At 62.4% G+C, this 14,261-nt stretch carries 17 protein-coding genes and 2 pseudogenes; 18 read left to right on the top strand and 1 reads right to left on the bottom strand.

Translation table 11 applies throughout. The features are described from left to right. The gene (locus AC58X1_RS13930) at positions 1–1,752 is read right to left on the bottom strand and encodes a terminase ATPase subunit family protein (protein WP_070415278.1); all 1,752 of its coding nucleotides are present in this window, start codon (positions 1,750–1,752) and stop codon (positions 1–3) included. Between the two features lie 151 nt (positions 1,753–1,903). Between AC58X1_RS13930 and AC58X1_RS13925 the strand changes: the two genes are divergently transcribed. The 18 genes and pseudogenes from AC58X1_RS13925 (at position 1,904) to AC58X1_RS13840 (ending at position 14,250) form a co-directional block, all read left to right on the top strand. Next, a complete protein-coding gene (locus tag AC58X1_RS13925) occupies positions 1,904–2,752 on the top strand; it encodes a GPO family capsid scaffolding protein (RefSeq protein WP_497429006.1) in 849 nt (282 codons plus the stop codon). A 38-nt stretch (positions 2,753–2,790) separates the two neighbouring features. Next, positions 2,791–3,801, top strand: coding sequence for a phage major capsid protein, P2 family (locus AC58X1_RS13920; RefSeq protein WP_497429005.1), 1,011 nt, complete (start codon positions 2,791–2,793; stop codon positions 3,799–3,801). A gap of 3 nt (positions 3,802–3,804) precedes the next feature. Beyond that, entirely contained in the window at positions 3,805–4,506 is a 702-nt protein-coding gene (gpM, locus tag AC58X1_RS13915; protein WP_070415263.1) for a phage terminase small subunit, read from the top strand. A gap of 101 nt (positions 4,507–4,607) precedes the next feature. Next, positions 4,608–5,084: a head completion/stabilization protein gene (locus AC58X1_RS13910; RefSeq protein WP_497429004.1), complete on the top strand. Its 477-nt coding sequence runs from the start codon at positions 4,608–4,610 to the stop codon at positions 5,082–5,084. Beyond that, positions 5,084–5,296, top strand: a complete 213-nt coding sequence (locus tag AC58X1_RS13905) for a tail protein X (protein WP_497429003.1) — start codon at positions 5,084–5,086, stop codon at positions 5,294–5,296. The genes AC58X1_RS13910 and AC58X1_RS13905 overlap by 1 nt, the downstream gene beginning before the upstream one ends. Before the next feature lie 36 nt (positions 5,297–5,332). Then, the gene (locus AC58X1_RS13900; RefSeq protein WP_070415267.1) at positions 5,333–5,647 is read left to right on the top strand and encodes a phage holin, lambda family; all 315 of its coding nucleotides are present in this window, start codon (positions 5,333–5,335) and stop codon (positions 5,645–5,647) included. Then, on the top strand, positions 5,644–6,477 hold the full coding sequence (locus AC58X1_RS13895) for an N-acetylmuramidase domain-containing protein (protein WP_497429002.1): 834 nt from the start codon (positions 5,644–5,646) through the stop codon (positions 6,475–6,477). Before AC58X1_RS13900 ends, AC58X1_RS13895 begins: the two co-directional genes overlap by 4 nt. After that, positions 6,477–6,845, top strand: a pseudogene (locus AC58X1_RS13890) (Rz-like lysis system protein LysB); the annotation flags it as partial. The gene AC58X1_RS13895 and the pseudogene AC58X1_RS13890, both read left to right, overlap by 1 nt. After that, positions 6,766–7,032, top strand: a complete 267-nt coding sequence (gene lysC, locus AC58X1_RS13885) for an Rz1-like lysis system protein LysC (protein ID WP_497429001.1) — start codon at positions 6,766–6,768, stop codon at positions 7,030–7,032. The pseudogene AC58X1_RS13890 and the gene lysC, both read left to right, overlap by 80 nt. Then, on the top strand, positions 7,016–7,549 hold the full coding sequence (locus tag AC58X1_RS13880; RefSeq protein WP_497429000.1) for a phage tail protein: 534 nt from the start codon (positions 7,016–7,018) through the stop codon (positions 7,547–7,549). Before lysC ends, AC58X1_RS13880 begins: the two co-directional genes overlap by 17 nt. Next, positions 7,542–7,997, top strand: coding sequence for a phage virion morphogenesis protein (locus tag AC58X1_RS13875; RefSeq protein WP_497428999.1), 456 nt, complete (start codon positions 7,542–7,544; stop codon positions 7,995–7,997). The genes AC58X1_RS13880 and AC58X1_RS13875 overlap by 8 nt, the downstream gene beginning before the upstream one ends. Before the next feature lie 61 nt (positions 7,998–8,058). Continuing rightward, positions 8,059–8,598: a phage baseplate assembly protein V gene (locus AC58X1_RS13870; RefSeq protein WP_497428998.1), complete on the top strand. Its 540-nt coding sequence runs from the start codon at positions 8,059–8,061 to the stop codon at positions 8,596–8,598. After that, positions 8,595–8,939, top strand: a complete 345-nt coding sequence (locus AC58X1_RS13865; protein ID WP_486102258.1) for a GPW/gp25 family protein — start codon at positions 8,595–8,597, stop codon at positions 8,937–8,939. Before AC58X1_RS13870 ends, AC58X1_RS13865 begins: the two co-directional genes overlap by 4 nt. Continuing rightward, complete coding sequence (locus tag AC58X1_RS13860; RefSeq protein WP_497428997.1) at positions 8,936–9,850, top strand: baseplate J/gp47 family protein; 915 nt, start codon at positions 8,936–8,938, stop codon at positions 9,848–9,850. Before AC58X1_RS13865 ends, AC58X1_RS13860 begins: the two co-directional genes overlap by 4 nt. Then, on the top strand, positions 9,847–10,458 hold the full coding sequence (locus AC58X1_RS13855; protein WP_497428996.1) for a phage tail protein I: 612 nt from the start codon (positions 9,847–9,849) through the stop codon (positions 10,456–10,458). The genes AC58X1_RS13860 and AC58X1_RS13855 overlap by 4 nt, the downstream gene beginning before the upstream one ends. Further along, positions 10,451–11,242: pseudogene (locus AC58X1_RS13850) on the top strand (phage tail protein); the annotation flags it as partial. The gene AC58X1_RS13855 and the pseudogene AC58X1_RS13850, both read left to right, overlap by 8 nt. 3 nt (positions 11,243–11,245) lie before the next feature. Next, entirely contained in the window at positions 11,246–13,546 is a 2,301-nt protein-coding gene (locus tag AC58X1_RS13845) for a tail fiber protein (RefSeq protein WP_497429177.1), read from the top strand. A gap of 8 nt (positions 13,547–13,554) precedes the next feature. Then, the gene (locus AC58X1_RS13840) at positions 13,555–14,250 is read left to right on the top strand and encodes a tail fiber assembly protein (RefSeq protein ID WP_497428995.1); all 696 of its coding nucleotides are present in this window, start codon (positions 13,555–13,557) and stop codon (positions 14,248–14,250) included. The last annotated feature ends 11 nt before the right edge of the window (positions 14,251–14,261 follow it).

The following is a 14,261-nucleotide window of genomic DNA, read 5'->3' as shown; positions in this document are numbered from 1 at the left end:
TCAATAGATCTCCATGATTCCGGTGTTGGCCACGGTCTGGCCCTCCAGCGGCTCGTTGTGCAATGCGTGGAAGAGTGCCCAGGCCAGGTCCGCATGGCCGGTGGCCTCGTTCCGGCCGGCGGTATATGTGAATTGGCGACCGCTCGGGGTAATGGTCTTACGGATGGCCATGAGCGACTGCGCGACGTCAGTCCAGCCCGCGTCGAACTCCAGCCGGCCCTTGCTGATGACGTCCCATGCCTTCATGACCAGGCGGGTCTTGACCTCGGGGTTATAGGAGAAGGTGCGCAGCGCGGGGAAGAATTGGCGCACCAGCTGGGCCACGGCGCTGCCCATGCCCGTGGTGTCGATTCCGATGTAGGTCACGTTGTAGCGGCGGGTCACCTGGCGGATGGTCTCGGCCTGTGAGTTGAAGTCCATGCCGCGGAACTGATGCCGCTCCAGGAGGAAGAACTTACCCCCTGGGACCATGGGCGGCCCCAATATGACCAAGCCCGCTGAATCGCCACTCTCGGCCGGGTCGTAGCCGATCCAGACCGGCCGCTCGCCGAATGGCCTCATGGCAAACGGGCTGTAGCCAGGCCAATCCCAGCTTTCCACCATGCACGGCTGCAGCATCGACAGCGGGAAGATGCTCGAGCCGTCATCAACGAACTGGCACATAAGCAGGTTCTGGAACGCCGCAGGGTCGTACTCCATCCGTAACTCGTCCAGATCGAACAGATCGCAACCGCGGGACTCCGCGTCCATGATCGTGACGATCTGCCGCCAGATCTTGTCCTCGCCCAGCCGGCCCTGCTGCAAGGCCTCGTGACTGACGTCCAATTGGATGTGCTGGGCGGTGGGCTTGCCCTTGTTGACCCGCTCGCCTGTCCACCATGGGTAAGCCTGGTGCGCCATGCTGCTCGGGGTCGAGAAGTACGTCTTGCGCCACCGCTTCTGCAGGGCCATGCCTGACGCGACTTTGTTGATCTCAGTGAACCCGTGTACCCAGAAGAATTCGTCGAAGTAGAAGTTACCGGACCGCCCCTGGGCGGTGCGGAAGTTGGTACCGAGGAAATGCAGCTCCGCGTTGTTCCAAAGCACAATCGGGTCGCCGGTCAGCTTCACTCCCAGGACCTCATTGAGGAATGACTGCATGTAGGTCTTGAACTGATGTGCCTGGGCCTTGCTTGCTGACAGGAAGATCTGGTTGCGACCGGTCGTGATCGCATCAATCAAGGCTTCCCGGGCAAAGTAGAACGTGGCCCCGATCTGCCGGCTCTTGAGGATCATGCGGGTGCGCTGGTTGCCGGCGCGGTACCAGTCCATCTGGTAGTCGAAGCAGCCATCGCGAAACGCTTCGACGAGCAGCTCGATTTGCTCCTCGTTCAGCTCGTTGCGCACAGCCTGCTTTTTCGGGCCTTCGTTGCGCTTGGCTATGTTCGGGTTGAGGTCGGTTTCGGTACCGCCACCCTGGAAACGCTGGATTCGTGCTTGGCGCTCCAACTGGCGGTGCAGTAGATCGATTTCCTTGAAGTCACCCGCGCTCTTACCGTCCTTGAGGATCAGCTGCACGAGTCGGGCCTCCAGAGCGCCGCCGATGCGCTCGACGTTGTCTGCTCGGTCCCACTCGTCCCGGGCCTTCCAGCTGTGGACGGTCTTCTCCTTCTCGTCCAGGTAATCGGCAATATCAGTGATGCGCCAACCGGTCCAGTACAGGAACTTGGCGTGGCGGCGCGAGTCGGTGGTCGGTTGGGCTGTAGTGTTCATGGCGCCGATGCTGACGCTCACGCGCGCGTTGCCCCACTGGCGCACCCTGTAGCCCGCCCTCCTACAAAGCCACCGCGTTGCCGTAAAGCAGCGCGCTGCGGACCATGCCCCCATCGCTAGGCACAACGCCACTGCACTGAGGACAGCCCGAATGGCCGCAAGCACTCCACCCGCCAAGAAACTTCGTTCCGACTGGTTCCGCATCTTCGTTGAGGGTGCGACCACTGACGGCCGTACCGTAGAGCGCTCCTGGATCGAGGACATGGCCGCGTCCTATGACCCGAAAACCTACGGCGCCCGCCTCAACTGTGAGCACATTCGCGGCCTCGGCCCGGACACCTTGTTTGGCTCGTTCGGCGACGTGCTCGCGCTCAAGGCCGAAGAGGTGGAGATCAGCGGCGAGAAGAAGCTCGCTTTGTACGCCCAGATTCAGCCAACTGACAGCCTGATCGAGCTGAACAAAAAGGGGCAAAAGATCTACACCTCCGCTGAAGTGCGTCCCAACTTCGCCGAATCTGGCAAGGCCTACTTGATCGGCCTGGCCATCACCGACAGCCCGGCCAGCCTGGGTACCGAGGCGCTTAAATTCAGCACTCAAAGCGGACTGGCCAGCCGCAAGCAGCACCAGGACGATCTGTTTACCGCTGCTGAAGAAGCCTCAATGAAATTCGAGGAAGTCGTCGATACCCCAAGCATGTTCGCCTCATTGCGCGAACGGGTAGGCGAACTCCTCGGCAAGAGCAAGGAGAAGGAAGGCAAGGATGCCGCTAATTTCGCCGCCTTGGGCGAGCTGGTCGACCAGCTCGCCACCCACGGCGCCGAACAGGCCGAAGCCTTCACTGCCGAGCGCACAGCCCGCGAAGAGCTCCAGGCCAAGCACGACAAGTTGTCCAACGACTTCAACGAGCTGGTCAAGCGCCTGGGCAGCACCGAAGACCACACCCAGCAGCAGCGCCCACCGGTGGCAGGCGGCGACGGGCAAGTCGTCGCTGACTACTGATCCAAGCCGCTACCACATCACCAGTTCGGAGATACACTATGCAGAAGCAAACCCGGCTCGCCTACAACGGCTACCTGGCCCAACAAGCCAAGATCAACGACGTGACGTCGGTATCCGAGGCCTATACCGTCGCCCCAGCTCCCGCGCAGAAGCTCGAAAGCGCTATCCAGGAGTCCAGCGCTTTCCTGAAGAAGATCAACATCATCCCGGTGGACGAGGCCGAGGGCGAGGCGATCATGCTGGGCGTGAATGGCCCGACCGCCGGCCGCACCGCGACCGGCCCGGGCAAGCGCCGCCAACCGCGTGATGTCAGCTCGCTGAAGGCTGATACCTACGCCTGTAAAAAGACCAACTTCGACACTGCATTGCCATACGCGAAACTCGACGCCTGGGCGAAGTTCAAGGACTTCCAGACCCGCCTGTCCGGCTCGATCGCCGAGCGCCAAGGCCTGGATCGGATCATGATCGGATTCAATGGCACCAGCGCGGCTGCAGACACCGACCTGGCAGCCAATCCCATGTTGCAAGACGTGAACATTGGCTGGCTGCAGAAAATGCGTGACCGCGCACCTGAGCGTGTCATCGACGAGGGTGACGTCGCCGGCAAGGTGACGCTGGGCGCCACTGGCGATTACAAGACGCTCGACGCCCTGGTGTTCGACGCCATCCAGCTGCTGGACCCGTGGCACCGCAAGCGCTCGGACTTGGTCGCCATCATCGACCCCGCGTTGCTGCACGCGAAACAGCTGAAGGCCCTGGAGAACGGTGCGACCTCGAACCAGGAAGCCAATGCCGCCGACGAAATCATCGTCAAGACCCGTGTGGGCGGCCTGCCGATCGAGCACGACGTTCCCTTCTTCATCGAGGGCGCGGTATGGGTCGGCCCGCTGAGCGCGCTTTCCATCTATGTGCAGACCGACAAACGTCGCCGCAACATCCGCGACGAGCCTGAGTACGACCAGATCGCCGACTACCAGTCGTCCAACGAGTCCTATGTCGTTGAAGACTTCGGCGCCTGCGCCCTGGTCGAAAACATCGAGAAGGTCTAAGCCATGAGCCTGACCCTCGCCCAACGTACCCAGCTGCGCAAGCGTGCCGTCCAGGAGGCGGCACTCACCGCGCCGGCCGCGCTCATGGATGGCCTGAGCACCTATGAGCTGATGCTTGCCAAGCTCCAGCAAGACCAGCTGCGCCTGCAGCAGGTCCAGTCGACCCAGCACAAAGCACTGGTCAAAGCCGAACTGCTTGGCGAGTACAAACCCTACATCGATGGCGTGCTCTCGGCTGGCCGCGGCGCCCAAGACGACGTAGTGACCACTGTCATGCTCTGGCGCTTCGATGCGGGCGATTGGGCCAACGGCCTGGACGTCGCAGGCTACGTCTTGCAGCACGGCCTCAAAATGCCGAACCGCTTCAACCGTTCGACGGGGTGCCTTGTCGCGGAAGAAGTCGCTGAGGCTGCGCTCAAGTCGCAGAAAGCCGGGGAGTCGTTCCCGATCGACGTGATGAGGCGTACCGCTGAACTCACCAAAGAACAGGACATGCCCGACGAGGTCCGCGCCAAGCTCAAGCTGGCCCTCGGCCGCGGCATCTTGGAGGGCCTGGACAAAAATAATCCTGGTCAACCAGGCGAGCTTCAGGCCGGCATTGACCTGCTCAAAGATGCAATCCAGCTGCATGAGCACTGCGGCGGGAAAAAGGAACTGGACCGCGCCCAGAGCCTGCTGAAAAAACTCACCGGCACTGCCGGCTAACCGAGCGTTCCCCGCAACCCGGCGGCTCGGGGCTGATCAGCGGCGAATCTTTCGCGCAGCTGTGACGCCCCGACCACCGCCGACCTATTCAGAGCACGACCATGAGCGGATTCATTGCCGGCGGTCTGGTACCAAGCGAATCGGTACCGGGCGCCCACATCAACAGCAACCCGTTCTGGCCGTCCATCGACCTGGACAAGTTGCGGGAAACCCTGCGCATCGACTCCAGCGTCACCCCTGCCCGTCTCGAAACCGCCGTTGTTGCGGCAATCATCGGGGTCAACCGGGACCTGAGCACGTGGCGAACAGACCGGCAGGCCGAGGGTTTCACCACTCTGGCCGGAACCCCAGACGACAACCGCCTAACTAGCGCTGAGCGCGTGCACCTTTACGTGCGTGCCGTCGAATGCGCAGCCGGCGCCGAGGTATGCGAGCGGTACCGCGGCTACGACGCCACCGCGAGCGGCGGCAAAAATGCCGATGACTCAGCCCCAACCATTGACGACTACCGGCGCGACCAGCGCTGGGCCATTCGGGATTTCCTGGGCACCTCCCGCACCACCGTGGAGCTGCTTTGATGGCCGAGCAGAAGCGCACTCAGCAAAACGACACCGTCGACGCCCTGTGTTGGCGGCATTACGGCCGTACTGTCGGCGTAGTTGAGGCCGTGCTTGATGCCAATCCGGGCCTGGCCGATCAAGGTCCTGTGCTCCCGCCCGGCCTGCTCGTGACACTTCCCGAGCAACAGACGGCCGCGCCAGAGCGGCAGATGATCAATTTATGGGACTGACAAGCCGCCCCAATCCACAACCAAGGAAGAACCTACATGCCTGATCGTCCTGAAACTTGGGCCTGGTTCATGACCTGGCTTGAGCACAACTGGCCCGGGCTGTATGCCGGCTGCCTAGCCGTAGTTATCGCCGCCCTGCGGGTGATGTACGGCGGTGGTGGTATCCGCCGCATGGCTGTTGAAGCCCCACTCTGCGGCGCGCTTGCCCTCTCCGCCAGCCACGGACTGTCACTCATCGGCATTCCAATTAGTGCAGCCCCGTTTTTCGGCGGAGTCATTGGCCTGCTTGGCGTCGAGTTCACCCGCGCCACCGCGAAGAAGTTCTTCACACGCAAAGAGGAAACCGCATGATCACCCTTCGACACGGCGACCGCTCCCAAGCGGTGCGAGACCTGCAGCGCAAGCTTAACGATCGGGGCGCCAAGCTGATTGCCGACGGCGCCTTTGGTGATGCCACCGAGGCAGCGGTCCGGGCTTACCAGGTGAAGGTCGGGCTCGTCTCCGACGGCATCGCTGGACCGAAAACCCTGGCCGGCCTGCAGGGGCAGGACACCGGGAAGCTGCTCAAGCATGCAGACCTGCTGCAGGCCTCGCTGCGCCTGGGCGTGCCGGTGGCAGCCGTGTACGCGCTGAACGAGGTCGAATCGAAGGGCCGCGGCTTCCTGGACAATGGCAAGCCGGTGATCCTTTACGAGCGCCATGTCATGTACAAGCGTCTGCAACTGGTGCGGTCGACTGCCGACGACGAGGAGCAGCTGCTGCAGCGCGCTCTGCTGCTAGCCAAACAGGCCCCTGCCCTGGTCAACCCCAAAGCCGGCGGTTACATCGGCGGGACCGCTGAGCACCAACGCTTGGCCCAGGCACGCCAGCTGGATGATGTGGCCGCTCTGGAGTCCGCCAGCTGGGGAGCCTTCCAGGTCATGGGGTACCACTGGCAACGCCTGGGCTACGCAAGCATCCACGACTTCGTGGCGGCGATGAACCGCAGCGAAGCGGAACACCTGGAAGTCTTCGTCCGCTACATCGAAGCTGACACCAACTTGCTAAAGGCCCTGAAGGCGCAAAAGTGGGCGACCGTCGCCAAGCTCTACAACGGCCCCGACTACCAGCGGAACCTGTATGACGTGAAGCTCGAGCGCGCCTGCGAGCGACACCAGGACCGCGCCTTGGTGGCCGCGTAATGGACCTGCGCAGCGGACTGCTGTCGGTGGCCCTGGCCGCGGGCATCACCCTTGGCGCCTGGGGCTGGTGGCAGCGCACCCAACTGCTGATCGAGCAGAAGAGCGTTGAAGGCCTGGCGCAGCAGCTGGCCACCGCCCAAGGCGACGCTCGTCGCAATCTCGACACTGCCACCAAACTGCAATCGACCCTTGAGCGGGAGCGCGAAACTCAAGCGCAGATGCTCAAGTTCCAAGGGGCGCTGCGCAACGGCTTGGCCGAACGCGAGCGTATGATCGAGGACCTCAAGCATGAAAATGAAGAACTGCGGAACTGGGCTGATCAGCCTCTCCCTGATGCTGCTCGCCGGTTGCGGGAGCGTCCAGCCATCACCGGCGCCGACGCTTATCGTCAATGGCTGTCCAGTGGTAGTGCCGTGCCGGCTCCCGGCAACGGCACCGAAGGTCAACGGCCAACTGCTCAATGACCAGGAGCGGACCGAACTGGCCTGGGCCGAGTGCGCCGCCCAGATCGATAGCGTCTACCAGTTCCAGGTGACCCATGAACAAGCCCGATAACCTGCGCGAGCACCTGTTACAGGCCGTGCCCGGACTCAAGGAAAACCCGGATCGATTGCTCATGTTCATCGACCAGGGCAAAGTTCGCTGCACCGCAGCTGCCGGCCTGTCGTTTGAATATGCGTATAGCCTGCAGATCATCCTGACCGATTTCGCTGGCCATCCTGACAGCGTGATGTTGCCGATCCTGGGTTGGCTGCGGTCCAACCAATCGGAACTGCTAGTCAACCTGAATAAATCGGCCGAGGGCCTGAAGTTCGAAGCGGACATCATCGACCGGAGCAAAGTCGACCTCAGCATTACGCTTCCCCTGTCAGAGCGGGTGATCGTAGAGCGCCAGACCGATGGCACTCACACGGTGACCCATGCAGCTGAGCCGCAGTACGAGGAATACGTTGAGCACGGTGAGATCACGCTCATGGCCGACGGCCAAGCGATCGCATCCTGGCAGCCGTCATCGCCGCCACCTGGTATGGCCTTGACGATGCCTCATCCGAAGCGCCAACCCCGTGGCTAACCTCGACGCCCTGGAAGACTGGGCTGGCCCGCTGCTGCGCAAACTTGAGCCTGCCGGGCGTGCGAAGCTTGCGCGCACCGTGGCACAGCAACTGCGACGGAGTCAGCAGCAACGCATTCAGGTGCAACGCAATCCGGACGACACGCCTTTCGCTCCGCGCCGGGAGCATAAACTGCGTGAAAAACAAGGCCGCGTGAAGAAGAAGGCCAAGATGTTCCAAAAGCTGCGCAGCTCAAGCTATCTCAAGGCCAAGGGGGATGCGCGCAGCCTGTCCGTTGGGTTTGCTGGCCGCATTGCGCGGATCGCTCGCGTTCACCAGTACGGCCTGCGCGACCGTATTGCGCCTCGCGGCCCGCAGGCTCAATACGAGGTGCGCGAGCTGCTCGGTTTCACGCCCGGTGATCAGGAACTGCTCAAAGACCTGGTACTCGCCCACCTCGGTCTGTAGAGCCCGTCTCTACAAACGCCCTGAGCTGCGCTCGCGCACGCGGAGCGCCACCATCGCCGGCATGAACTCCATCGCCGAAATCAACCGCCTGCTGGAAAACCTGATCCGCCTCGGCACCGTCGCCGCGGTGCAGCACCTGCCGCCCCGCGTCCAGGTGCAGACCGGCGGAATCAAGACGACCTGGCTGCCATGGCTGGCATTGCGAGCTGGTGCAGACCAGGAATGGGACCCACCCACTGTTGGCGAGCAGGTGCTGCTGTTCTCCCCCAGCGGCCAGCTGGCCAACGGCGTGGCCGTCACAGGAATTTACAGCGACGTGATCCCGCCCAACGGTGACCGCGCCGGCCTGCACCGCCGTACCTACAGCGACGGCGCGGTCATCGAGTACGACAGCCAGGCCCACCACCTGAGTGCTGTTCTGCCTGATGGGGGCACGACCCAGCTGATCAGCAGGGGCGGGATCACCATCCTGGGCGACATCACCATCACCGGCAACGTGACCGTCTCGAAGGACGTGATCGCAAGCGGCATCAGCCTGGTCACCCACCTCCATGGAGAAGTCATGAAAGGCCAAGGACTTACGGGGGTACCAGCAAAGTGAATCGCAGCAATGGTTCAACCATAACGACCGCGGAGCACATCGCTCAATCGGTCGGGGACATCCTCACCACCCGCATCGGTACCCGTGTAGCCCGGCGCGAATACGGCAGCCTGCTGCCGGAGCTCATCGATCAGCCTCTTAACGGCGCAACGTGCCTGCGGTTGTACGCCGCCACGGCAATGGCCCTTCTCAGTTGGGAGCCCCGCATCAGCCTGACCCGCGTTCAGCTGGATATCCCCGACCTGAGCGGGCGCGCAGTGCTGGAGCTGACCGGTGTAGTGGTCGATAGCAACGAGCCGTTCAGCATGCGCATGCCACTGCAACTGGGGGGTAGCGCATGAATACCTTCACGCCGATCGATCTCAGTCAGCTGCCCGCGCCGGATGTGGTCCAGCAGATTGACTTCGAGCAGATCCTCGCAGAGCGCAAGGCTTATGCCATTTCGCTGTGGCCAGCCGACGAACAAGCTGAAATCGCCGGTCGCTTGGCCTTGGAGTCTGAGCCGATTACCAAGCTGCTGGAGGAAAACGCCTACCGCGAAATGGTGTGGCGGCAGCGTGTGAATGAGGCATCGCTTGCGTCGATGCTGGCCTACGCGAAAGGCTCGGACCTTGACCAGATTGCCGGCAACTTCAACGTGCAGCGCTTGGTCATCCAGGTGGCGAACCTGTCGGCGATTCCGCCTGTGCCCCTGGTGATGGAGAGCGACGACGCTCTCCGCGAGCGCGCTCAAATGGCGTTCGAGGGGCTGAGCACCGCCGGCCCCAGGAACGCCTACATCTTCCATGCTCGATCGGCCGCCGGCCAGGTAGCTGACGCTTCTGCAGAAAGCCCAACGCCGGCCGTCGCGGTCGTGACGATCCAGTCCACGGAAGCCAATGGCCTGGCCAGTACTGCGCTACTCGACCAGGTCCGCGAGTACCTTAACGACCTAGACCGCCGTCCAGTCGGCGACCGCCTGATCGTCCAGAGCGCCCAGCCTCTGGCCTTCCAGATCAAGGCCACGCTCTTTCTACAGTCTCAGGGGCCCGAGGCAGAGCCGATCCTTGCCGCTGCAGAGCAAAAGGTCTGGGCATATGTGAACCAACGACGCCGCCTGGGCATGCAGGTCTCGGAATCGGCCGTGCACGCAGCTCTTCACGTTGAGGGTGTGCGCAAAGTGGTCCTGCAGAACTGGGCAGACATTAATGCAACCACGGCCCAAGCGCCGTACTGCACCGCCATTGACCTGCTGCTCGGTACCGAGACATGACCCTGCTGCCGCACAACAGCACAGAGCTCGAGCGCCAGGCAGCCGAAGCGCTTGCCCAGATCCAGCGCGTCCCGGTACCGATCCGGGATCTGCTCAGCCCCGAGCGATGCCCCGCAGCGCTGCTGCCATACCTCGCTTGGGCATTTTCCGTGGATCGGTGGGACAGCAGGTGGCCAGAGGCAGCAAAGCGCAGGGCTATCCGGTCATCCTTTTTCATCCACTCGCGCAAGGGAACGATCGGCGCCCTGCGCCGCGTGGTCGAGCCTCTCGGCTACTTGATCGAGATCGTGGAGTGGTTCGACACCGTGCCCGAAGGCGTGCCGGGCACGTTCGCCCTAAAGGTAGGCGTGCTTGAGACCGGAATCACAGAGGAGATGTACCAGGAACTTACCTGGTTGATCGACGACGCAAAACCCCTCACCCGGCACCTCACTGAGCTGGCCATCAGCTTGGAAACGAAAGGCCAGATCTACCTGGGAATAGGCATCCAGGAAGGCGACATTCTGGACGTCTACCCGCCTATGCAGCGCGACATTGCGGTCATTGGGGTAATCAACCGCGGTGGTCGTGAAACCACAATCGACACTCTGGAAATTGCTCATGGTTGACCAGAACTCACAGTTCTACGCGATCCTCACGAATGTGGGCGCCGCCAAGCAGGCCAACGCCGATGCCCTGGGCATCGCCTGGAAAATCACACAGATGGGGGTGGGGGATGCCAACGGCACTGACCCGACGCCCAACGCAACGCAGCAACGGCTGATCAACGAATGGCGCCGGGCGCCGCTCAACCAGCTGAAGGTCGACGACAACGACATGTCGATCATCGTGGCCGAGCAGGTCATTCCGGCCGATATCGGCGGTAAGTGGATTCGGGAAATCGGCCTGTACGACGAGGACGGCGACCTGGTGGCGGTGGCCAACTGTGCGCCGACCTACAAGCCGTTACTGTCACAAGGCTCAGGGCGTACCCAGGTCGTGCGCTTGAGCCTGGTGGTCAGCAGCTCGGCCAATGTGCAGCTCAAGATTGACCCAGGCGTCGTGCTCGCCACCCGTGAATGGGTAACCGAAGAACTGGCCCGTCAGGACTTCAAACACTCGGTGCTGGTGGCCACCACCGGCAATATCGCGCTGACCGGCCTGCCCACGATCGACGGTGTGGTGCTGACTGCTGGCAAGCGCGTGCTGGTCAAGGCGCAGACCTCCGCCAAGGACAATGGCATTTACGTCACCGCCGCCGGTGCCTGGACACGCGCTGCAGACGCCAACACCAACGTCAAGGTAACGCCGGGCCTGCTGGTCGCGGTCGAGCAAGGCACGCTCTACGGCGACAGCGCTTGGCAGCTGGTGACCGATGCCCCGATATCCCTGGGCGTTACGGCGTTGGCCTTCGATATGGCGTTCGGGCGAACCGGGGTGAATGCTGGCACCTACCGCAGTGTGCAGGTCGACAAGTATGGCCGCGTGGTATCGGCTACCAACCCGACGACTGTAGCGGGTTACGGGATCACCGACGTTTACACCAAGTCGGAAACCTACAGCAGGATCGAGGCAAACCAAGCGATCAAGGGGGCCGTAGACACCGCCGTATCGGCGCTGGTCGATTCCGCGCCTGGCTCGCTGGATACGCTCAAAGAGCTGGCTGCAGCGCTCGGGAATGACGCCAACTTTGCCGCTACGGTGATCGCTGCGCTGGCAGAAAAAGCGGCGCTCAATTCGCCCAGGTTTACAGGCGCGCCGGAAACACCGACCCCGCCTGCAGGAAGTTCCGGGCTGCAGGTGGCCAATATGTCGGCGCTGGCAGTGGCGGTCGCTGCAGCAGCGCGGGCGTACAAGTCGACGGTCATCGGTGTAAATACCAACCTGACCTTGAAGCCAGAACAAGCGGGCAATGCGGTGCAGTTCAATGCGCAAGGGCTGACGCTGACGCTGCCAACAGTTGCCAGTGCGGGGAACGGCGCGACCTTCACGCTGCGCAACCCGTCGACCTCGACGCAAACGCTGGTCGTGGCGTCCGCAGGCACGATTGTGGAGGTGGGCAGTACGGCGCTTAGTGCGACCATCAAGGCCGGCGAGTGGGTCGAGGTCGCGGCCTCTGGCGGCTCGTGGTTCGTGACTGGGCGAGGAAAATTCAAGGAAGTGGCCGAGCTGGACTCGCCAGCGTTCACCGGTGATCCGCAGGTGCCGACAAAGGGCACTTCTGACCGCTCGGCCAGCGCAGCAAGTACCAAGTTTGTGGGCGATCTGTTGGCGTCTCTTGGATTGGGTACCAGCGACCTGTCTGACCTGGCCACCGGCATTGACCTCAATACGCTGAATGTGGGCGGCACGTATCAAGTTAACGGGGCCGTTAACGCACCACCCGGCATCAGTAATTCGGGCATTCTGGTGGTGGTGGGCACCAATGCGCAGAACTACACGCATCAACTGTTCTTTCCGCAGACCGTCAACAAGATGTATCACCGCTGCTCTTATGGCGTTACCAACGGCGTGATCACCTGGCGGGACTGGGACGAAAACCCCGACCTGTCGACGGTCAAAGCGTTGCTGCAGGCCAGCCGCCGTTATTTCTCGGGGCCTGTGGTCGGCGTCAATTCGGCCCGAACCCTAACGGCGGCTCAAACCGGCTTTGTGTTCAACGTGACGGCTGCGGTAGCGGTAAAGCTGCCAGCCGCCGCCGATGCAGGCACTGGTGGTACGTACACGATCCGCAACGTCAGCGCCGGCAATGTGACCATCACGCTGACCTCAGGTGAAATCCATGTGAAGGCCGCAACGGCCAGCACCCTGGTACTGAGTCCGAATGAATGGGTCGATATGCAGGCCTCGGACGCTAACTATGTGATTGCCATGCGCGGCAAGCTGGGTGAGGTCGCCGAGACGGAATCGCCCACCTTTACCGGTGAGGTCAAGATCAAGGGCGCCAATGTCCTGCGCATGATCAATGACGCAGGCCAATACGGCGTCATTCAGCGGGTCGACAACACCAGCTATTACCTGCTGCTTACCGAGGGCGGGGATGCCGGCGGCAACTTCAACGGGTTACGGCCTCTGCAGGTTGAATTTGCCACGGGCCTGGTGCGACTCAACAACGGCGCTACTGTGCTGCACCCTGCTGATGACGACAACAGCACGCGGGTCGTAAACAGTGCGTGGGTGAAGAAAAAGACCGACGCGGCAGCGCCCCCGGGGCAGGTTGCCCACTTCGCGACGACTTCGCCGCCGGCGGGCTGGTTGAAGCGAAACGGCGCAGCGTATTCGCGTACCACCTATGCCGCGCTGTTCGCGGTCATCGGCACCAAGTTTGGCGCCGGCGATGGGTCTACCACGTTCAACGTACCTGACGACCGCGAGCTGATTGACCGCGCCTGGACCGATGGCCTAAACGCATTGAATCCGGGTCGCGAGTTGTTCTCGACCGAGGCTGGCCAGCTCGAATCGCACGGCCATACCGGCACTGCGACATCCAGCGGTGATCACGATCACGGGCTTGAAGGTGAAGACGTTGGCGGCACGGCGCGTGTCGACACCACCGGACAGGCCACGGTGGCGGATGCGATTGGCAAAGGTACAGCTACTGGCTACGGCAGGACAGGTCGCGGCGGGGCGCATACGCATCCAGTGATCATCAACGCCACGGGCGGGAATGAAACCCGCATGGCCAACCGGGCCTATCTGGCCTGCATCAAGTATTGAGGTGAACCATGGGTAACGTAATTGGCGTTGTAGATGTTGGCGAGCTGCTGGAGCCAGTCGAGGTTGTTGAATGGTGGGGGATGCCGGAAGTGGTGCCGCCGGTGCTGTGTACTGTGCATCGTGGAACCGGTGAGTTCCTGGGTACTGCTCTGGCCGACCCTAGTCCGCTTGAGCCTGGTGTGTGGGCCTTCCCGGCGTATAGCTACGAGATCGAGGCGCCGCCGCTTAAGCCCGGTTTCGTCGCGCTGATCAATCGCAACGAAGACGGCTGGGTGCTGGTCGCCGACCATCGCGGCGCGACTGTCTACACCACGGACACCGGCGAGTCTCGCCAGTGGCAGGCTTTGGGCGATCTGCCCGAGGGCTACACCCTGCAGGCGCCCGAAACCGCGTTCGACACCTGGGAGGGTGACAAGTGGGCTGTGGATGAACCCGCCCGTGCCGAGATGCTGCGCAGCGTTGCGTATCGCAAGCAGACCTTGGCCAACCAGTTCGCTACCGGCCGCATCAACACGCTGCAGGATGCGGTTGACCTCAAGATGGCCACCGAGGACGAAGCCGGTGCGCTGCTGGCCTGGAAGGTCTACCGCGTGGAGCTGAGTCGCCTGGATATCAGCGCCGCAGCACCAGCTGCAGAAGATTGGCCTACCAGCCCGAACGAAACTGCATTGGTAACCTGGATCGACTCCCAAATGTCTGCATGAGGTCGACGAGC

It is taken from the genome of Pseudomonas sp. PGPR N4, assembly GCF_059693665.1.
The sequence above is the reverse complement of the archived record's forward strand: the minus strand, read 5'-3'. Positions and strand labels throughout refer to the sequence as shown.